The following is an 18512-nucleotide window of genomic DNA, read 5'->3' on the forward strand; positions in this document are numbered from 1 at the left end:
GGGAACCATGATGCTCGCCGTTCCGGTCAGGCTGTTCGAACATTTCGCCAGGCTTCTGCAGGTCCTGGGCCAGGTCGTGCTCGCCTTCATGGCGCTGACGATCACCTATGACGCGACGATGCGCTACATCTTCGCGGCGCCGACCTCCTGGAGCCTGGAGATCAACGCCTTCCTGGTCGTCTATCTGGCGGTCATGACGGCGGCGGACGTGCAGCGGCGCGGCGAGCATATCGGCATCACGCTCCTGCCCGACAGCATGGGCGACAACGGACGGCGCGTGCTGTCCGCCATCGTCGGCATCGTCGGCTGCGTGTTCTGCGCGATCATCACCTGGCGCGGCGGCCTCATGGCCTACGACGCCTGGGCCTATGGCGAACGCGTCTCGAGCGGCTTCGGCACGCCGATGTGGCTGCCCTACGGCATGCTGCCGATCGGCTTCGGCGCGCTCGGCCTGCAGTTCCTGATCAATACCCTGCAGGGCCCACCGCCCCGCTCGGACGTGATCCACCACGTCTGAGCCCGAAATGCCTGAGCGGCGGCGGTCTTCGAGCTGTCGCCGCTCAGGCCATCATGCCACGCGCGGCGACCGGCCAGACGGCCTCGACCCAGCCGTCCCGCACCCCGACATACCAGTCGTAGCGATCGACCGTCGGGTCGCAATGCCCCGGCACCAGCCGCAGGCGCTCGCCCACCGACAGCTTGGTGCCCGCGGAACAGGCCAGCTGGCCGTGCTCGTCGGACGCGCCGGCATAGGTCACACCGGGCCGTTCGTGGACCAGCGGCAGCCCGCTCTCGATGGCGATGCCCTTGTGGCCGCAATCCACCACCGCGACACCCTCGCGCGCCGAGCTCATCACGGTCGCCGCGACGAACAGCGACTGGCGAAAGTCCGGCGCCGGGCGATTGCGGCCGTAATCGGCATCCATGAAGGCATAGGAGCCGGCCTGCAATTCGGTGAAGACGCCGCTTGCCGCCTCCAGCTCGAAGGTGCCGGTGCCCGCGCCGGTCACCGCCGGGCAGGCGATCCCCTTCGCCGCAAGACCGTCGACGACCGCCCGGGCGGTATCGGCCACCGAAGCGATGGCGGCGCGGCGCGCATCGAGGTCGCGCAGATGCTGGGCGCCGCCGTGATAGGCCTGCAGGCCGCCGAAGATCAGCGCGTGACTGCTTGCGATACGTTCGGCCAGGGCGATAGCGGCGGCCGGCGAGCCGACCCCGGCGCGGTTGGCGCCGACATGGATCTCGACCAGCACGGTCAGCCGGCAACTGGCCGCTTCGGCGGCGGCCTCGATGAGGTCCACCACGCCCGCGTCGTCGGCGCAGAGCGCGATGTTCGTCATCTTCGACAGCGCCGCGACGCGCGCCAGCTTGCGCGGCGCGACGATCTCGTTGGTAATGAGGATGTCGGGAACGCCTGCCCAGGCGAGGATCTCGGCCTCGCCGACCTTCTGCACGCATTGCCCGACGGCCCCGCGCTGGGCCTGCCAATGGGCGATGACCGGTGACTTGTGGGTCTTGGCGTGGGGCCGCAGGCGGATGCCGGCCCTGGCCGCGAAGGCCGCCATGCGGTCGAGATTGTGTTCCAGCGCGTCGAGGTCGACGAGGAGCGCCGGGGTGTCGACATCCTCCTCGGCCATGCCCGGCTCGGCCGGCGGATTCTGCAGCATGCGCGGCGGTCCGTTCCTGTCATCGTCAGACGCCGGAAAGGCCGGCGTGCCTTTCCGGTATTGTCGACGCTCAGGTCGCGGCGGTCCAGTCCGTCAGGTCGAGCTGCACCTTCATCGCCCGGCTGCGGTCGCTGGCCAGATCGAAGGCTTCCACCGCCCGGCCCGCCGGCATCCGGTGGGTGATCAGCGGCGCCAGATCGACGAGCTGGCGCGAGACGAGATCTGCGGCCAGCGCGAATTCCGTGTCGAAGCGGAAGGAGCCGACCATCTCGATCTCCTTGGCGACCAGCGAGGCGAGCGGGAACTCGACCGGGCCGCCATTGCCGACGGCGACCAGCCGGCCGCGCGGCCGGACGCATTCGACGGCGGTGGTGACGGCCGCCGGGTTGCCCGAACATTCGAAGACCACGTCGATGCGGCCCTTGTCCGCCTTCAGCGCGTCGAGCCCGCTGCGGTCGCTGCCGAGATCGATCACCGTGTCGGCACCGAGCTTGCGGGCGGTCTCCAGCGGTTCGCCGACGACGTCGCATGCGGTGATGTGCGCCGCCCCGGCGCGGCGGGCCGCGGCCACCGCGAGGCAGCCGATCGGCCCGCAGCCGGAGACGAGCACGCTGGCGCCGAGCAGCGGACCGGCCTGACGCGCGGCGTGCAGGCAGACGGCGAAGGGCTCGGCCAGGGCGGCCAGGCCCGTATCGGTCGCCGCGCCCACCGGCACGGCCTGCGCCGCCGGCACCACCAGCACTTCGCGGAACATGCCCTCGACATGCGGGAAGCGCATGGCGCTGCCGCTGAACACCATGTCGAGACAGTGATTGCGCATGTCCCGGCGGCAGTATTCGCAGTTCTCGCAGGGCCGCGACGGATTGATCGCGATCCGGTCGCCGATGGCGAGGCCGGAGACGCCGGCGCCCAGTTCCTCGACGATGCCCGAGGCCTCGTGCCCGAGGATCATCGGCTCCTTGATGCGGATCGTGCCGAAGCCGCCATGGTGGTAGTAATGCAGGTCGGAACCGCAGATGCCGCCCGACTGGACGCGCAGCCGCACCTCGCCCGCCCCCGGCGCGCCCGGATCGGGGCGCTCCTCGATGCGGAGGTCGTGGGGGCCGTGTGCAACGATCGCTTTCATGGTGTCTCCAGCTTTCGCGGTCTTAGAGGACCGACAGCATGCCGCCGTCGACATAGATGATCTGGCCGTTGACGTAGTCGGAGGCCGAAGACGCCAGGAAGATCGCCGTTCCGACGAGTTCCTCAGGCTGGCCCCAGCGCCCGGCCGGCGTGCGGCTCTTCACCCAGTTGTCGAAATCCTTGTTGGCGACCAGCGCCTCGTTCATGTCGGTCAGCATGTAGCCGGGTCCGATGGCATTGGCCTGGATGCCGGACGCGGCCCATTCGGCGGCCATGCCCTGGGTCAGGAGCTTGATGCCGCCCTTGGCGACCGTATACGGGATCACCGTCGCACGGGCGAGCGCGCTGGTCAGCGAACCGATATTGATGATCTTGCCGCGGCCGCGCGGGACCATGCGGCGGGCGGCCTCGCGGCCGATCAGGAAGGCGCTGGTGAGATTGGTGTCGATCACCCGCTGCCAGTCGGCCAGGGCCAGTTCGAGCATCGGCTGGCGATGCTGGATGCCGGCATTGTTGATGACGATGTCGATCTCCAGGCCCTCGGCGTCGAACTTCTCGAAGGCGGCGACCACGGCGGCTTCGCCAGTGACGTCGAAGATCGCTTCATGGACGGTGTGGCCGGCGTCGCGCAGTTCCTTGGCGGCGGCAGCGACCGTCTCCGCGTTGCGCCCGTTCAGGATCACGACCGCGCCGGCCTCGGCCAGTCCCTGCGCCATCGCCTTGCCGAGGCCCCGCGAGGAGCCGGTGATCAGCGCCGTGCGGCCTGTCAGGTCGAAGGATGCGGTTTCGGTCATGGTGTCTTCCCCTCTAGATTTCACTGATGCGGCGCAGGAGATCGGTGCGCTCGAACACGTCGGATTTCAGCTCGACGCCGAGGCCCGGCCCCTCCATTGGGTAGACGTAGCCACCCTCGATTCTCGGCACCGCGGTCACGAGTTGCGTATACCAGCCGCGATAGAACGCCCTAACGGATTCCTGGATCAGCGTGTTGGGCTGGCTGAATGACATGTGGACGGCGGCGGCGAAGCCGACCGGGCCGATGCAGTCATGCGGCGCGAAAGGCCGGTGCCAGGTTTCGGCGAGCGCCGCGATCTTGCGGCCCTCGGTGAGGCCGCCGGACCAGCACAGATCGACCATTGCCACCGACAGCGCATCGCGGTCGAGCATGTCCTTGTAGGGCCAGCGCGAGCCGAGGGTCTCGGAGGCGCAGACCCAGACGTCGGTCGAGCGGGCATATTCGGCGAGCGCCTGCGGCGAGTTCATGCGGATCGGATCCTCGAACCACATCGGCTTGTAGGGCTCGAGTTCCCTCGCGATCATCTTGGCGGCCGGTAGGTTCCACAGCGAGTGGAACTCCACCATGATGTCGATCCTGTCGCCAACGGCCTTGCGGATCTTCTCGAAGGGTTCGAGCCCGCGCCGCATCTGCTCGGCGGTCAAATAGAGGCCGCCGGTCTCGTTGGCGATCGGGTCGAAGGGCCAGATCTTCATGGCGTCGATGCCGTTGTCGAGGAGGTCCTCAGCCAGCGCCCCGGCATCGGTCATGAAGGCGTCGAGGTCCTCGTAGGGACCGGACGTCTCGCCGAGATTCCAGTTCGAGACGGGTCGGATGTTGCTCGAGCTGACATAGCGGGTGCCGGCGCAGGTATTGTAGATGCGCAGACGTTCGCGGCACAGGCCGCCCAGCATCTGGTGCACCGGCTGGTCGCAGAGCTTGCCGAAGATGTCCCACAGCGCGATGTCGATCGCCGAGGCGGCGCGATACTCGACGCCGGTCGAGGATTGCGCCATCGGCAGATTGACCATCTCCTTCGACAGCGCCTCGATATGCAGCGGATTGCGGCCGATCAGGCGCCCGGCCAGCGTGTCGTGGATGTGGGCCGCGACGGCGCCGGCGCCGTAGAAGGTCTCGCCGAGCCCGATGATCCCCGCATCGGTGTGGACGCGCACCCAGAGGACATTGGCGAATTCCTCGGTCCGCAGCGTCTCGATGGCGGTGATCTTCATGCCGGCAGGTTCCCCCTTTGCGAATCCCCTCGCAAATCCCCGGCTCTTCTTCGGCGGGATGGACGGCCGCGGTCAAGGCATGCGCCTGTTGCGAAGCGTGTCACGCCGGGCGGATCGCGACGGTGCCATCACCGGCATCGGCGCTGGCGTCGATCGCCACGCCAGCACCGTCAGCGATGCCGGCGATGTCGCAGACGACGATGGGGCAGTCCCGCCCGTAAAGGGAGGCGGCGACCATCGCGCCGACGGTGAGGATCGGATCGGCGCGCGCCAGAAGCACGCCAAGCGGCCCGGTGCCACGCCGGATGGATTCGGCGAAGACGGAGGCGGAGGACGATGAGCCGCGACCGCTGTGCATGACCAGGATGCGCCCGGTGACGCTGGCACCGAGCGAGGGATGCGAATGATCGATGATGGCGCCAGTCTCCACGTCGATCCCGCCCCAGAAGCTGAGCGGTTCGGCAAGAACCAGTGCCGTCCCTTCCGCGCGGCCCGCGACGACGATCGTTCCCGTGCGCGTCATGTCCGCGTCCTCACGACCCTGCCGCTGGCGGCGGAGAGGATGCAGTCCTCCAGCGAGCCGAAGCCGACCGAGACGCCGATATTGCCGGGTGCGTAATGCGCCCATTTGCCGGAATTGGTCATCACCGCCCCGTCCATGTCGCGCAGGATCGCGGTGACATAGGTGCAGGTGTCGACGACCGGAACGAGGCCGGTGCCCTCCAGTCCCGCCAGCGCCGCGTCGCGGCGCAGCCCGTCCAGGGTCGCGCGGCTGGTGTTGACGTAGATCGGCAGGCCGCGGTCCGGCCGGATTCCGCGCAAGAGCGGCAGCAGCCGGTCCCATTCGCCGCGCGAGAAATGCGGCGTGCCGAGGCAGATCGCGTCGATCGGCGCGCCTTCCGGCACGGTGGACAGGCGGGCGAGAACGGCATCGACGGAGGCTGGGGTGATCGCAACGATGCGGTCCGGCTCGTGGCCACCGAAGGCGTCCGCCAGCGTCGGGGCTTCCGGCGTGATGGCGACCGCGTGGAACATGCCGACCGCACCGGCGGAGGCGGCGGCGGCGCCGAGCGCCTTCAGCTGGTCCTCGTCGCGCGGCGGCGGCAGGCCCTCGATCACCGGCACAAGCTCGCCGGAGGCCGCACCGATGATCAGCCCGACCGCAACATAGAGGGCATCGTCGGGCACCTGCGACGGAGCGAACCCCTTGAGGCGAAACAGCACCCGTCCGCGGCGTTGCTCTTCCAGATGCAGGCCATAGGCCGGGGCCCGGCCAGTGATCGCGCAGCACAAATCGATGAAGTCGCCATAGCGGTTGGTGCGCGCGCCGATCACCGAATTGGCGAAGACGATGGCATTGGATTCGCCCCAGGCCACCTGCTCGCCGAAGCGCGGCCGGAACAGGGTCTGATAGGGCGCGCAGGTGAAGGAGGCCTGGCAGCCCAGCGCCTCATGGGCCTGCATGAGCCGGCGCCGGGGCTGCCGCTCGCCGGCATCGAGGCGCACGAGCTCGGGATGGATGAGATCGAGCGAGCCGACATTGAGGGTGGTCGGCACTCTCACGCGGCCGCCCCCGGCCAGCAGCCTTTCGACGAAATCGAGGCTGACGGCGCCGTGATAGAGGCAGCCATCGACATGGGCGCCGGCAATGTCGAGCAGTGCCTCGGCGCCCACAGACCGGGCGAAGCCGGTGAGGATCTGCATGGCGAAGGCCGCGGCGGCGTCCGCCTCGCCGTTCAGCAGTGCGCGGTCATGGTCGGTGAGGTGCAGGGTCATCGCCCACCTCCCCGGGAAGCGTGGACCGCCGTGACGGCGCGGCCCATCCGGCGGCCCTTGCGGACATATCGCTTCGCCCCTCGTCCACAGGTCAGTCGCGCGGGATCGCCAGAGTTAAGGATCCGGTTACCGACCCCGTCGATATTGCGGCTCCGGATTCGCAAAGGAGAAACCATGAGTGACACGGCCATGATTGCGGGCGGACAGATCCGTTCGTTCGTCGAGCGCATCGAGCAGATCGAGAGCGAGATCCAGGACCTCAACGACGGCAAGAAGGAAGTCTTCGCCGAGGCCAAGGGTGAGGGTTTCGACGTCAAGGTGATCCGCGAGATCATCAAGCTGCGCAAGCAGGACAAGGATGAGCGGGACGAGCACGAGACGCTGCTCGAGCTCTACATGCGGGCGATGGAAGAAGCCCCGTCCGCCGTCGCCGCCTGAGCCGGCCAGAACCGATCATCGCAGACGGCGCCGCAACCGGGGCGCCGTCTTGCGTTTCAGGGCCGGCGCGCGGCACCGGCGCCGCCCTCACGCGGCGGCATAATCCAGGTCGCTGACATGCTCCAGCCAGTCGATGGCGACGCCGTCGAGCGCCTCCTGGATCGAGACATGGGTCATCATCGTGTCGGGACCGGCGCCGTGCCAGTGCTTCTCGCCCGGCGGGATCCAGATCACGTCGCCGGCGCGGATCGTCTCGACCGGCCCACCCTCGGTTTGGAACCGCCCGGCCCCCGCCGTCACATAGAGCGTCTGGCCTAGCGGATGGGTGTGCCAGGCGGTGCGCGCGCCGGGCTCGAAGGTCACCAGGTTGGAGCGCACGCGTGCCGGCTCCGGCGCCTCGATGATGGGGTCCTGCCAGACCGTGCCGGTGAAATAGCTGGCCGGCCCGCGCCGTGTCGGGACCGATCCCCCGCGCTTGATGTCCATGGTCGTCTCCTCCTCGCAGGATCGTCCGGTGCCCCGCGCCGAACGCACCATGGCATCGCCCGCGGCCCGATGCCAGCCACCCGGCGCACCGCGAAGGCCGGGCGCCGGCACGCGGCGAAACCCCATCGCAGCACGGCAATCCCGGACGCTGCATATGCGAACGATACCGGCAACCTTATCGCAACTGTATGTCCCTATGCTGGGTGTTTTCGTCGTGGCGACACATGGGAGACCCGGTGCAGATATTTACGAGGATCATGCGGTTTCGTCGCGAGGAGACCGGCAATGTCGCCGTGGTCTTCGGACTGACGCTGCCGGTCCTCGCGCTCTGCTTTGCGACCGCGGTGGACCTGTCGGGCATCTACGGCGCCAATCGCAGCCTGCAGCAGGCGGCCGACGTCGCCGCCCTCGCCGCCGGCCGGGAGTACGGCCGAACCCAGGACGCGGATTATCTCAAGAGCGTCTCGGAAGCCTTCTTCTTCCACAATGCCGGCGAGGAGACGCGCGGCACCACCCAGTTCAGCTATGACGGCGTGTTTCGCGAGGACGGCCTGACGATCCTCAAGGTCACCGCCCGGCGGCAATTGCCGACCTTCTTCGGCGATGCGCTGATGTGGGTCACCGGCGGCACGCTCGACTGGCGGCAGTTCCCGCTCTACGCCAAGAGCGAGATCGTCGTGCAGAACCGCTCGATCGAGCTGGCGCTGGTGCTCGACAATTCCGGCTCGATGCAGGACCGGCCACGCTCGGGCGGCACCAAGAGCAAGATCGACATCATCAAGGACGCCGCCGAGGACCTCGCCGAGCAGTTCCTGTCGGCCGACAAGGGCTTGACCGAAGAGTTTCCCGTCCAGTTCGCGGTCGTCCCGTTCTCCAGTTCGGTGAATGTCGGCCCGCAATACAAGAATGCCGACTGGATGGACACGCAGGGCCGCTCGCCGATCCATCACGAGAATCTCGACTGGGGCGGCTGGCTGTCCGGCGCGACCAGCGGCGGCTGGGAGTGGATACGGGACAGGGGCTGGGTCTACACCTCGCCCTCCAGTGGCACGCCCCTGGCGCGGTACAACGGGTCCTACTGGACGCGGATCACCACCGGCGAGCCGCTGACCCGGTTCTATGTCTACGACAATGCGCGCTACAAGAGCCAGTTCGGCACATGGCGGGGCTGCGTCGAGGCGCGGCCGAACGGGCTCGCCGCCACCGACACCGAGCCGGTCAGTTCCAAGCCGGAGACGCTGTTCGTGCCGACCTTCGCGCCGGACGAATACGACGATTCCGCCTATGGCTGGAACGACTATCTCGACAGCGGCAGCGGATCGCCCGACTCGGCCAAGGAGGCGATGGCCGAGCAGGCCAAGGTCGCCAAGTATTTCGACAGCGGCTACTCGATCACGACGCCGAGCAGCAATCGCAGCGACTGGGGCCCGAACTCCACCTGCGCGACGACGCCGATCACGCCGCTGACCAAGACGCTCAAGACAGTGACCGACGCCATCGACGTGATGGACGCCCAGGGCGCCACCAACATTCCGCACGGCCTGGCTTGGGGCTGGCGGCTGCTGACGGCGCGGCCGCCCTTCACCGAGGGCCGCAGCCACGACGAGCCCGACAATCTGAAGGTGCTGGTGCTGATGACCGACGGCAACAACACCTACAATCTGAACTCCGGCGGACGGCCGCTGGAGATCCGCGACTACAACCGCTCCACCTATGGCTCCTACGGCTATGGCGCGGCCTATTCCCATGGCAGCAGCACCCGCAAGCCCGGCCGCATCTACGACGGCACCACCGGCAACGCGAAGGACTACAGCGTCGACAGCTATGTCGCCGCCATGGACCAGAACGTCGCCAAGGTCTGCGAGAACGTGAAGGCCGATGGCCGCAAGCCCGGCGGCACGGACGGCATCCTGATCTTCACCATCGCCTTCGACCTGCGCGACGGCGAACCGGTGAAGAAGCTGATGGAGGACTGCGCCTCGAACGGCCTGATCGATGCCAGCGAGAAGCTCTATTACGACGCCCAGAGCCAGGAAGAGCTGGCCGCCGCCTTCCAGTCGATCACCGAACAGATTTCCAGCCTGCGCATCGCCCGCTGACGCGCGGGCACCACATGGATGCCGTGGCCCGGCCGTCCGGCAGTCGGACGATCCGCGTTCCAGCTGATCCAGCGCCGCGCGGATCGGCACCTCATCCGGCCCGCGCCATGATCGCGGACCTCATCGTTCCTCGCCCCGGAGGCATCGGCACATGCTCGCAACGTCCCTCGTCCTCCTGAGCTTCGGGCTCGCCCAGCCGGTTGTCGCGCCCGGACCGGTTCCGCTCGCGTCCGGCATCGCGACCAGCGTCGCCCCCGCCAGCGCGGCCCCGGCGGGCGAACCGGCCGGAGCATTCCGCCTCGTGCAGCATCGCGGCGACGGGCGTCGTCACCGGCGCGGTGGCGACCGAGGCGGCCGTGACGGGATCGACCGCGGCAGTCTCGACGCCGACCGGTATCTCTACGATTTCCGCGACGCGCCGCGCTGGCGCGCCGAGGAGCGCGCACGCCACGACGGCCGCGGACGCGATGGCCGGCGCGACGACAGGCGCCGGGATGGCGACCGGCATGATCGCGATCATCGCGATCGCGACGACCGGCATCGTGCGGACCATCGCGACCGGGACGAGGATCGGCGGGATTGGGGCTCGGACGGCGACTGGGACTATGGCCGCGGCTTCGACAATGACCGGACCCGCGACGACCAGCGCGGCGACAGCCGCTTTCGCGAACGGCGCGAGCGCTTCGAGGAACGCCGCAAGCGCTGGTAGCCTTTCGCCCGGCCGGCGTCAGTCCGGCCCCGACGCTCCGGCGAGACCGGTCTCGGCCAGGACAAAATCCGCCATGGCCGCGATGTCATCGAGGCCGAAGACCGGCAGCGCGCTGTCGGTCACCGGATGATCGGCGGCGATCGCCGCGATGCCTGGTGCGTAGTCCTGCATCGGCCGGCGATCGCGTGCCTCCTGTCGCCGGCACTCGATCTTGGGGTGCGGCTCGCGCTTGTAGCCCTCCACGAGAACCAGGTCACAGGGCGACAGCCGGGCGACGATGTCGGCAAGGCTCGGCTCTTGCGCGCCGCGCAATTCGTGCATCAGCGCCCAGCGTGTTCCCGAGACGATCGCCACCTCGCCAGCGCCGGCGCTGCGATGGCGGAAGGAATCGGTGCCCTCCCGATCGATCTCGAAGGCATGGTGGGCGTGCTTGACCGTCGCGACCCGGTAGCCGCGGGCGGTGATCTCGGTCACCAGCCGCTCCGTCAGGGTCGTCTTGCCGGAGTTCTTCCAGCCGGTGATGCCGAATATGCGCTGTTCCACCTGGCACCCGTCCCTTCGCTGCATCCTGCCCGCCCGGCGGGGTCCCTGCCCTTCTATGCGAGGAAGGAAAGCCCGGTCGAGATGCCATGCGTCCTGCCGGTTCGCAGCGCGTGCGACGGCGAAGAGACGTTGCCGCCGCTGGACGCTTGGCGATAGATGGAGCGATGTCCGATACCGCGCCCACCTATCTGACCACCCGCGAACTCGCCGATCTCATGCGCATCAAGGAGCGCAAGGTCTACGACCTGGCGGCCAGCGGCGAGGTGCCCTGCATCCGCGTGGTCGGCAAGCTGCTGTTTCCGCGCGAGGAGGTCGCCGCCTGGATGGCCGCCGCGCGCTCCGGGCCGGTGGCGACCGAAACCCGACTGCCGATGATCCTCGCCGGCAGTCACGATCCGCTGCTGGAATGGGCGCTGCGCCAGTCGGGCAGCGGACTGGCCGCCTTCTTCGACGGCAGCTCCGACGGCATCGGCCGGGTCGCGCGGCGCGAGGCGGCGGCCTGTGCCACCCATATTCGCGAAGCCGGTGGCGACTGGAATGTCGCCACGGTGCGCGACATGCTGGGCGACGCCCCGGTGGTGCTGATCGAATTCGCCCGCCGCCAATGCGGCCTGATCGTCGCCCCCGGCAATCCGCATGCGATCGAGGCGGTCACCGATCTGGCGCCGCTGCGCTTTGCGCGGCGGCAGCCCGGCGCCGGCGGCCAGAAGCTATTCGAGGCGCTGGCGATGGAAGCCGGGCTCGACCCGGCGGCGCTCGCCGGCCCGCCGGGCGTCGCCAAGACCGAGGACGACGTCGCCCGGCTGGTGCTGGACGGCAAGGCGGATGCGGGCTTCGGGCTGGCGGCGATGGCGGCCCAGTACCGACTCGGTTTCGTGCCGCTGGCCGAGGACCGCACCGATCTGCTGGTCTGGCGGCAGGCCTTCTTCGAGCCGCCGCTGCAGGCGCTGATGCGGTTCCTGCACACGCCCGAATTCCACGACAGGGCGGCCGAGATGAGCGGCTACGATGTCCGCGCGGCAGGCACGGTACATTACAACGCGCCCGGCCCCTGACCGGCAGCCGTGAAAGCGCGCCGGTGTCAGCTTCGATCGCCGGTCATGTCGGCATTCGGAAAGAACAGCTGCTGGCCATCGACCCTGTAGTTCGCGATGGCCGCCTGCCCCTCGTCTCCGGTCAGCCAGTCGATGAAGGCCTGCCCTGCTTCGGCCTTCACCGCCGGATGCCTGTCCGGGTTCACCAGGATCACGCCATACTGGTTGAACAGTTCCGGGTCGCCCTCGACGACGACCGTGTGATCGCCCTTGTTGCCGAAGGAAATCCAGGTCGCCCGGTCGGTCAGGACGTAGGCGCCCATGCCGATTCCGGTGTTAAGGGTGGCGCCCATGCCCGATCCGGTTTCGCGGTACCAGCTGCCGGAGGCGGCGGCGAGGTCGATCCCGGCGTCCTTCCAGAGGCGCAATTCGGCCTTGTGGGTGCCGCTGTCGTCGCCGCGCGAGGCGAAGGGCGCCTTGGCGGCCGCGATCTTCCCGAGCGCGGCCTCGGCGTCCTTCATGCCCGCGACACCGGCGGGATCGGCGGCGGGGCCGACGACGACGAAATCGTTGTACATGACGTCGAAGCGCTCGACACCGCCGCCGGCCGCGACGAACTTCTCCTCGGCGGGCCTGGCGTGAACGAGCAGCACGTCGCCGTCGCCATTCTCGGCGTTCTTGATCGCCTGGCCGGTGCCTACCGCGACAACGCGAACCTCGATGCCGGATTTTTCGATGAAGGCCGGCAGGATGGCGTCCAGCAGTCCGGAATTCTGGGTGGAGGTCGTCGACTGGACGACGATGAAGTTCTCCTCGGCCGTCGCCGGAGCGACCATGGCGCCCAGCGCCAGCGTGGCGGCGGCGATGGCCCCGATCAGTTGCGTCTTCATGCTTTCCCCTCCTTCGCCGCGAACGGCGTTACAGAACCAGCCCACCGGCGAGAAACTGCCGCGCCGGCTGTGAAACAGGCTCATCGAAAAACCGGTCGACCGGCGTCTGCTCGACGATGCGGCCGCCGTGAACGAACACGATCTCGGCGGCCAGACGCCGCGCCTGGCCGATGTCGTGGGTGACCATGACGATCTTGGTGCCGGCCGCCGCGACGCGGCGCAGCAGGCTCTCGATCGCCTGGGTCGCCCCCGGATCGAGGCTCGATGTCGGCTCGTCCATGAACAGGATGTCGGGCGCGGTCGAGATCGCACGGACCACCGCCAGACGCTGCTGCTCGCCGCCCGAAAGGGTGCGCGCCGGCTGGTTTGCGCGGGCCGCCAGATCGCCCATGGCCAGGAGCGCGGCGACGCGTTCGAGGCGCGCGATGCGTGGCATGCCATGGACCTTCAGCGCGTAGTCGACATTGGCGGCGACGGAGCGGCGCAGCAGCACCGGCCGCTGGAACACCATGGCCTGACGCCGGCGCACGGCCTTGTCGAGACCCTGGCCATTGTAGCGCAACTGCCCGGAGGCCGGCGTGATCAGCCCGTGCAGCAACCGCAGGAGCAGGCTCTTGCCGGCGCCGTTCGGCCCGAGAATCAGGGTCGGACCGCCGGCAGCAATGGTCAGTCCGGCAACGTCCAAGAGTGTCCGCCCGCCGGCCCGGAACACAAGGTTCTCGGCCTGCAGCGGCAGGACCGAGGCCTGGGTCGTGCCGGCGGCCGGGAGCGCTTGGACCGGTGACAGGTCGGCGTCGCTCCGCTCAAGGGCGATATCGTCACGCATGGGCGGCCTGCGGGCGGCCGGCGCCGATGAGCCCGACCGACGCGTTGATGGCGATGGCGATGATCAGCAGGATCGCGCCGAGGGCGAGGGCCAGCGAGAGATTGCCCTTCGAGGTTTCCAGCGCCACCGCCGTCGTCATCACCCGGGTCACGTGGTTGATGTTGCCGCCGACGATGATCACCGCGCCGACTTCCGCGATGGCCCGGCCGAAACCGGCCAGCAGCGCGGTGACGAGGCTGTGCCGCCCGTCCCAGAGCAGCGTCGGCACCGCCGCGAGACGCGAGACGCCGAAGGAGCGGAGCTGCTCGGAATATTCGGCGTCGAGATCCTCAACCACCTGGCGGGTCAAAGCGGCGATGATCGGCACCACCAGGACAACCTGCGCGATGATCATCGCGGTGGGCGTGTAGAGCAGCTGCAGCACGCCCAGCGGTCCGGCATTGGACAGCATCAGATAGACCAGCAGGCCGACCACGACCGGCGGCAGCCCCATCAGGGCGTTCAACAGCACGATGGCGACGCGTCGGAGCGGGAAACGGCCGACGGCGAGGAGCGCACCGAGCGGCATTCCGACCGCCGCGGCGATCAGAACAGCGGTCAGGGACACCCTGAGCGAGAGCAGGACGATGGCCAGCAATTCCGGATCACCGGACAGGATCAGATGACCTGCCAGTGCAAATGAGTTCGCGAAATCCTGCATTTTCTCCTGTTTCGTCCGCCTGCTTGCGTCGTCGTGGGAGATTATGCCCGGGAACGCCCTTTTCGTCCAGCTTAAGCAATCGTTACCGCATCTGCGTTGTATTCGAACGCAGTTGCGAGACGTGCCCCGGGAAGTCGTACGCAACGCAGAGTATATAAATATGAGTGAAACAGTCATGTTTAAGCAAGCCGCTCGGCGACATTGCCGCAGGGCCAGAAAACCGTTGTGAATCGGACGATTTGTTGCTCTACTGGAGTGGGAGAACAGCCTTGCAGAACCACAATCTCGCTGTAACGACGGAACCGGCCGAGGCCGAGGCCTTGCGCGCCAACCTCTACAGGTTGCTTGCGCGCCTTCTGGCGCGTCCGGCCGACGAGGCGTTGCTGGCGATGCTGCAGGGCCTGTCCGGCGATGACAGCCCGCTCGGCCGGGGCATCGGCGATCTCGCCGGCGAGGCGCGCGCGATTTCGCTCGCCGCAGCCCGCGAGGAATATCAGGAGCTGTTCATCGGTGTCGGGCGCGGCGAGCTCGTGCCCTACGGCTCCTACTACCTGACCGGATTTCTCAACGAAAAGCCGCTGGCGCGGCTGCGCTCCGACATGGTGCCGCTGGGCATCGCCCGCTCCGAGGACAGCCGCGATCCCGAGGATCACGCCGGCGCTCTGATGGAGATGATGGCCGGGCTGATCGAGGGCAGCTTCGGGCAGATCCAGCCGCTTGCCGTCCAGAAGGATTTCTTCCGCAAGCATGTCGGCTCCTGGGCCGGGCATTTCTTTGCGGATCTGGAGACCAACCGCACGGCGCGGCTCTACCGCCCGGTCGGCACGATCGGCCGGCAGTTCATGGCCATCGAGGAATCGGGCTTCGACATGTAGCCGCCCAACCCGCGGGGACGGCGGCACCCCGCAAAAGGAACGAGACCAGGGCACGGCCCTTCGACCACGGAGAAACGAGATGAGCGACAAGAGCACGGGAACGAAGGGCGGCACCCAGGCCGATCGCCGGGCTTTCCTGAAGTTCGCAGGGCTGGGCGGCGTGGCCGGCGGCGCCGCGCTGGTCACCGGCGCGCCCGCCGAAGCGGCGATCACCGAGGACGACACGACGGGCGCGGGCTACCGCGAAACCGATCATGTCAGGACATTCTACAAGTCGGCACGGTTCTAACCCACCCGCCAGTCAAACGGATCGCGGGCGGCCGCACATCAAGGATCGGAGGCAGATATGCTCAGGAAAAAGGCAAACGGCGCGGCGCGGAGCAACCGAATGGCGTCGGCGCTGTCGGAGCTGGGGACGGCCGCGGTTGATCGCCGGACCTTCCTGAAGCGCTCGGGCCTGACCATCGGTGGCGCCGCCGCCGTGGCGACGCTGTCCGGCGGCATGGTGCGCCGCGCCGAGGCCGCGGGCGAGACCGCGACCGGCGAGATGGAGATCCGCAAGTCGGTCTGCACTCATTGCTCGGTCGGCTGCACGGTGCTGGCGGAAGTGTCGAACGGCGTCTGGGTCGGCCAGGAGCCGGGCTTCGATTCCCCGTTCAATCTCGGTGCCCACTGCGCCAAGGGCGCCTCGGTGCGCGAGCACGCCCATGGCGAACGCCGCCTGAAATACCCGATGAAGCTCGTCGGCGGAAAATGGCAGCGCATCAGCTGGGACGAGGCGATCAACGAGATCGGCGACAAGATGCTGGAGGTCCGCGAGGCCGCCGGCCCCGATTCCGTCTACTGGCTCGGCTCGGCCAAGCATTCCAACGAACAGTCCTACCTGATCCGCAAGTTCGCCGCCTATTGGGGCACGAACAACATCGACCATCAGGCCCGGATCTGTCACTCCACCACGGTCGCAGGTGTTGCCAACACCTGGGGCTACGGCGCGATGACCAATTCCTACAACGACATCCACAATTCCCGGGCGATCTTCCTGATCGGCGGCAACCCGGCCGAGGCGCATCCGGTCTCGCTGCTGCATCTGTTGAAGGCCAAGGAAGAGAACAACGCCCCGCTGATCGTCTGCGACCCGCGCTTCACGCGCACCGCGGCCCATGCCGACGAGTATGTGCGGTTCCGGCCGGGCACCGACGTCGCGCTGATCTGGGGCATTCTCTACCACATCTTCGAGAATGGCTGGGAAGACAAGGAATTCATCAACAGCCGCGTCTGGGGCATGGACCAGATCCGCACCGAGGTCGCCCGCTGGACGCCCGAGGAGGTCGAGCGGGTCACGGGCGTTCCGGGCTCGCAGCTCCAGCGCGTCGCGCGGACCATGGCCGAGAGCCGTCCGGCGACGCTGATCTGGTGCATGGGCGGCACCCAGCACACCAACGGCAACAACAACACCCGCGCCTACTGCATCCTGCAGCTCGCCCTCGGCAACATGGGCAAAGCCGGCGGCGGCACCAACATCTTCCGCGGCCATGACAATGTGCAGGGCGCGACCGATCTGGGCGTCCTCGCCGACACGCTGCCGGGCTATTACGGCCTGACCGCCGGCTCCTGGGCGCACTGGGCCCGGGTCTGGGAAGAGGAACTCGACTGGCTCAAGGGCCGCTTTGCCGTGATGCCGGGCGCCGGCGACGAGGGCAAGGACCGCCTGATGATGAACGAGACCGGCATCCCGGTCTCGCGCTGGATCGACGGCGTTCTCGAGGCCAGGGAAAACCTGGAGCAGCCCGACAACACCAAGGTCATGGTGTTCTGGGGCCATGCGCCGAACTCGCAGACCCGCCTGCCGGAAATGCAGAAGGCGATGGGCATGCTGGAGATGCTGGTCGTCATCGACCCGTATCCGACCATGACCGCCGTCCTGCAGGACCGCACCGACGGGGTCTATCTGCTGCCGGCCTCCACGCAGTTCGAGACCTCCGGCTCGGTGACCGCGTCAAACCGGTCGCTGCAGTGGCGCGAGAAGGTGGTCGAGCCGCTGTTCGAATCCCTGCCCGACCACACGATCATGCACAAATTCGCCGAGAAGTTCGGCTTCGCGGACCGCATGTTCCGCAACATCGAGGTCAAGGACGGCGAGCCGGTCGTCGAGGACATCACCCGCGAGTTCAACCGCGGCATGTGGACCATCGGCTATACCGGCCAGTCGCCGGAGCGCCTCAAGTCGCACATGCAGAACCAGCACACCTTCGACCGCACCACGCTTCGCGGCGTCGGCGGCGCGCATGACGGCGAGTTCTACGGCATGCCCTGGCCGTGCTGGGGCACCGCCGAGATGAAGCACAGCGGCTCGGCCAATCTCTACGACACCTCGATCCCGGTGGCGCAGGGCGGCATGGGCTTCCGCGCCCGCTTCGGCGTCGAGCGTGACGGCGACAACCTTCTCGCCGAGGGCTCCTGGCCGGTCGGCTCGGAGATCGAGGACGGCTATCCCGAGTTCACCTTCGCCATGCTCAAGGAGCTCGGCTGGGACAAGGACCTGACGCCCTACGAGCGTCGCTACATCGATTATGTGGCCGGCTTCGCCGACCAGCGTCCGAGCCAGGGCGACGATGTCGGCGAGCAGTCGCAGACCGGCGAGATCGATTCCGACTACGACGAGAAGGTCGGCGGCGTGAACTGGAAGACCGACCTGTCGGGCGGCATCCAGCGCGTGGCGATCGCCCATGGCTGCGCCCCCTACGGCAACGCCAAGGCCCGCGCCGTGGTCTGGACCTTCCCCGATCCGGTGCCGATCCATCGCGAGCCGCTCTACACGCCGCGCCGCGATCTGGTGACGGATTATCCGACCTATGAGGACAAGACCTTCTGGCGCGTGCCGACGGCCTACGCCTCGATCCAGAAGAACGACTATTCCAAGGACTTCCCGATGATCATGACGTCCGGGCGTCTGGTGGAATACGAGGGCGGCGGCGACGAGACCCGCTCCAATCCGTGGCTCGCCGAGCTGCAGCAGGACATGTTCGTCGAGATCAACCCGTCGGACGCCAACGATCTCGGTCTTCGCGACCGCGACACGGTGTGGCTGCACAGCCCGGAAGGCGGCAAGATCCGCATCATGGCGATGGTCACCGAACGCGTCGGTCGCGGCGTGGTGTTCACGCCCTTCCACTTCGGCGGCTACTTCCAGGGCAACGACCTGCGCGGGAAATATCCCGATGGCGCCGACCCTTACGTGCTCGGCGAAGCCTGCAACACGGCACAGACATACGGCTACGATTCGGTGACGCAGATGCAGGAAACCAAGACCACGCTCTGCCGGATCGAACGGGCGTAA

The 18512-nt window shown here is 68.0% G+C and carries 19 protein-coding genes; 8 read left to right on the forward strand and 11 right to left on the reverse strand.

All coding sequences use genetic code 11. The features are described 5' to 3' along the window. The first annotated feature begins 10 nt into the window (after positions 1-10). Positions 11-517 carry a TRAP transporter small permease gene (locus J3367_RS11275; RefSeq protein ID WP_187390876.1) on the forward strand — a complete coding sequence of 169 codons (507 nt, stop codon included), beginning with the start codon at positions 11-13 and terminating at the stop codon, positions 515-517. Between the two features lie 43 nt (positions 518-560). Here the strand turns inward: J3367_RS11275 and J3367_RS11280 are convergent, their stop codons facing one another. From J3367_RS11280 to J3367_RS11305, 6 genes are all read right to left on the reverse strand, one after another. Continuing rightward, positions 561-1667 (reverse strand): DSD1 family PLP-dependent enzyme, encoded by a 1107-nt coding sequence (locus J3367_RS11280; RefSeq protein WP_187390809.1) that lies wholly within the window; start codon positions 1665-1667, stop codon positions 561-563. Positions 1668-1737: 70 nt separating this feature from the next. Then, positions 1738-2793: an L-idonate 5-dehydrogenase gene (locus J3367_RS11285; RefSeq protein WP_421461072.1), complete on the reverse strand. Its 1056-nt coding sequence runs from the start codon at positions 2791-2793 to the stop codon at positions 1738-1740. 22 nt (positions 2794-2815) lie between these two features. Next, the gene (locus tag J3367_RS11290) at positions 2816-3586 is read right to left on the reverse strand and encodes an SDR family oxidoreductase (protein WP_024350260.1); all 771 of its coding nucleotides are present in this window, start codon (positions 3584-3586) and stop codon (positions 2816-2818) included. Positions 3587-3599: 13 nt separating this feature from the next. Then, entirely contained in the window at positions 3600-4799 is a 1200-nt protein-coding gene (locus J3367_RS11295; protein WP_187390807.1) for a mandelate racemase/muconate lactonizing enzyme family protein, read from the reverse strand. A gap of 100 nt (positions 4800-4899) precedes the next feature. Then, positions 4900-5322 (reverse strand): aconitase X swivel domain-containing protein, encoded by a 423-nt coding sequence (locus J3367_RS11300; protein WP_421461076.1) that lies wholly within the window; start codon positions 5320-5322, stop codon positions 4900-4902. Continuing rightward, entirely contained in the window at positions 5319-6575 is a 1257-nt protein-coding gene (locus J3367_RS11305; protein ID WP_187390805.1) for an aconitase X, read from the reverse strand. Before J3367_RS11305 ends, J3367_RS11300 begins: the two co-directional genes overlap by 4 nt. A gap of 174 nt (positions 6576-6749) precedes the next feature. Here J3367_RS11305 and J3367_RS11310 point away from each other — a divergent pair, with 174 nt between their 5' ends. Further along, a complete protein-coding gene (locus J3367_RS11310; RefSeq protein WP_421461080.1) occupies positions 6750-7013 on the forward strand; it encodes a DUF2312 domain-containing protein in 264 nt (87 codons plus the stop codon). An 87-nt stretch (positions 7014-7100) separates the two neighbouring features. On the opposite strand, the gene J3367_RS11315 is transcribed toward J3367_RS11310, so the two are convergent. Beyond that, positions 7101-7499, reverse strand: coding sequence for a (R)-mandelonitrile lyase (locus J3367_RS11315; protein ID WP_024350255.1), 399 nt, complete (start codon positions 7497-7499; stop codon positions 7101-7103). Between the two features lie 257 nt (positions 7500-7756). Between J3367_RS11315 and J3367_RS11320 the strand changes: the two genes are divergently transcribed. Further along, the gene (locus tag J3367_RS11320; protein ID WP_421461083.1) at positions 7757-9598 is read left to right on the forward strand and encodes a pilus assembly protein TadG-related protein; all 1842 of its coding nucleotides are present in this window, start codon (positions 7757-7759) and stop codon (positions 9596-9598) included. 151 nt (positions 9599-9749) lie between these two features. Further along, positions 9750-10307, forward strand: coding sequence for a hypothetical protein (locus J3367_RS11325; RefSeq protein WP_024350253.1), 558 nt, complete (start codon positions 9750-9752; stop codon positions 10305-10307). 18 nt (positions 10308-10325) lie between these two features. Here J3367_RS11325 and mobB read toward each other — a convergent pair whose 3' ends face one another. Further along, a complete protein-coding gene (mobB, locus tag J3367_RS11330; protein WP_421461086.1) occupies positions 10326-10850 on the reverse strand; it encodes a molybdopterin-guanine dinucleotide biosynthesis protein B in 525 nt (174 codons plus the stop codon). Between the two features lie 164 nt (positions 10851-11014). Between mobB and J3367_RS11335 the strand changes: the two genes are divergently transcribed. Then, entirely contained in the window at positions 11015-11905 is an 891-nt protein-coding gene (locus J3367_RS11335; protein ID WP_024350251.1) for a helix-turn-helix transcriptional regulator, read from the forward strand. 26 nt (positions 11906-11931) lie between these two features. On the opposite strand, the gene J3367_RS11340 is transcribed toward J3367_RS11335, so the two are convergent. The 3 genes from J3367_RS11340 to J3367_RS11350 are packed head-to-tail and all read right to left on the reverse strand — an operon-like array spanning position 11932 to position 14300. After that, positions 11932-12774 carry a substrate-binding domain-containing protein gene (locus tag J3367_RS11340; protein ID WP_024350250.1) on the reverse strand — a complete coding sequence of 281 codons (843 nt, stop codon included), beginning with the start codon at positions 12772-12774 and terminating at the stop codon, positions 11932-11934. 28 nt (positions 12775-12802) lie between these two features. Continuing rightward, complete coding sequence (locus tag J3367_RS11345; protein WP_210315285.1) at positions 12803-13600, reverse strand: ATP-binding cassette domain-containing protein; 798 nt, start codon at positions 13598-13600, stop codon at positions 12803-12805. Further along, positions 13593-14300, reverse strand: a complete 708-nt coding sequence (locus tag J3367_RS11350) for an ABC transporter permease (RefSeq protein ID WP_024350248.1) — start codon at positions 14298-14300, stop codon at positions 13593-13595. Before J3367_RS11350 ends, J3367_RS11345 begins: the two co-directional genes overlap by 8 nt. A 269-nt stretch (positions 14301-14569) precedes the next feature. Between J3367_RS11350 and J3367_RS11355 the strand changes: the two genes are divergently transcribed. The 3 genes from J3367_RS11355 to J3367_RS11365 all read left to right on the forward strand — a co-directional run bounded on the left by J3367_RS11355 (position 14570) and on the right by J3367_RS11365 (position 18512). Continuing rightward, on the forward strand, positions 14570-15175 hold the full coding sequence (locus J3367_RS11355) for a TorD/DmsD family molecular chaperone (RefSeq protein ID WP_029702982.1): 606 nt from the start codon (positions 14570-14572) through the stop codon (positions 15173-15175). A 79-nt stretch (positions 15176-15254) separates the two neighbouring features. Continuing rightward, the gene (locus tag J3367_RS11360; RefSeq protein WP_024350246.1) at positions 15255-15464 is read left to right on the forward strand and encodes a twin-arginine translocation signal domain-containing protein; all 210 of its coding nucleotides are present in this window, start codon (positions 15255-15257) and stop codon (positions 15462-15464) included. Positions 15465-15521: 57 nt separating this feature from the next. Further along, positions 15522-18512 carry a formate dehydrogenase subunit alpha gene (locus J3367_RS11365; protein ID WP_024350245.1) on the forward strand — a complete coding sequence of 997 codons (2991 nt, stop codon included), beginning with the start codon at positions 15522-15524 and terminating at the stop codon, positions 18510-18512.

This window comes from Aurantimonas sp. NFXS3 (genome assembly GCF_049132005.1).
GTDB classification, from domain to species: Bacteria; Pseudomonadota; Alphaproteobacteria; order Rhizobiales; family Rhizobiaceae; genus Aurantimonas; species Aurantimonas coralicida.

What these genes read in the sequence shown, in the direction of transcription:
- J3367_RS11275 (WP_187390876.1), top strand. Translation starts at nt 11, where the DNA reads ATGCTCGCCGTTCCGGTCAGGCTGTTCGAACATTTCGCCAGGCTTCTG.
- J3367_RS11280 (WP_187390809.1), bottom strand. Translation starts at nt 1,667, where the DNA reads ATGCTGCAGAATCCGCCGGCCGAGCCGGGCATGGCCGAGGAGGATGTC.
- J3367_RS11285 (WP_421461072.1), bottom strand. Translation starts at nt 2,793, where the DNA reads ATGAAAGCGATCGTTGCACACGGCCCCCACGACCTCCGCATCGAGGAG.
- J3367_RS11290 (WP_024350260.1), bottom strand. Translation starts at nt 3,586, where the DNA reads ATGACCGAAACCGCATCCTTCGACCTGACAGGCCGCACGGCGCTGATC.
- J3367_RS11295 (WP_187390807.1), bottom strand. Translation starts at nt 4,799, where the DNA reads ATGAAGATCACCGCCATCGAGACGCTGCGGACCGAGGAATTCGCCAAT.
- J3367_RS11300 (WP_421461076.1), bottom strand. Translation starts at nt 5,322, where the DNA reads ATGACGCGCACGGGAACGATCGTCGTCGCGGGCCGCGCGGAAGGGACG.
- J3367_RS11305 (WP_187390805.1), bottom strand. Translation starts at nt 6,575, where the DNA reads ATGACCCTGCACCTCACCGACCATGACCGCGCACTGCTGAACGGCGAG.
- J3367_RS11310 (WP_421461080.1), top strand. Translation starts at nt 6,750, where the DNA reads ATGAGTGACACGGCCATGATTGCGGGCGGACAGATCCGTTCGTTCGTC.
- J3367_RS11315 (WP_024350255.1), bottom strand. Translation starts at nt 7,499, where the DNA reads ATGGACATCAAGCGCGGGGGATCGGTCCCGACACGGCGCGGGCCGGCC.
- J3367_RS11320 (WP_421461083.1), top strand. Translation starts at nt 7,757, where the DNA reads ATGCGGTTTCGTCGCGAGGAGACCGGCAATGTCGCCGTGGTCTTCGGA.
- J3367_RS11325 (WP_024350253.1), top strand. Translation starts at nt 9,750, where the DNA reads ATGCTCGCAACGTCCCTCGTCCTCCTGAGCTTCGGGCTCGCCCAGCCG.
- J3367_RS11335 (WP_024350251.1), top strand. Translation starts at nt 11,015, where the DNA reads ATGTCCGATACCGCGCCCACCTATCTGACCACCCGCGAACTCGCCGAT.
- J3367_RS11340 (WP_024350250.1), bottom strand. Translation starts at nt 12,774, where the DNA reads ATGAAGACGCAACTGATCGGGGCCATCGCCGCCGCCACGCTGGCGCTG.
- J3367_RS11345 (WP_210315285.1), bottom strand. Translation starts at nt 13,600, where the DNA reads ATGCGTGACGATATCGCCCTTGAGCGGAGCGACGCCGACCTGTCACCG.
- J3367_RS11350 (WP_024350248.1), bottom strand. Translation starts at nt 14,300, where the DNA reads ATGCAGGATTTCGCGAACTCATTTGCACTGGCAGGTCATCTGATCCTG.
- J3367_RS11360 (WP_024350246.1), top strand. Translation starts at nt 15,255, where the DNA reads ATGAGCGACAAGAGCACGGGAACGAAGGGCGGCACCCAGGCCGATCGC.
- J3367_RS11365 (WP_024350245.1), top strand. Translation starts at nt 15,522, where the DNA reads ATGCTCAGGAAAAAGGCAAACGGCGCGGCGCGGAGCAACCGAATGGCG.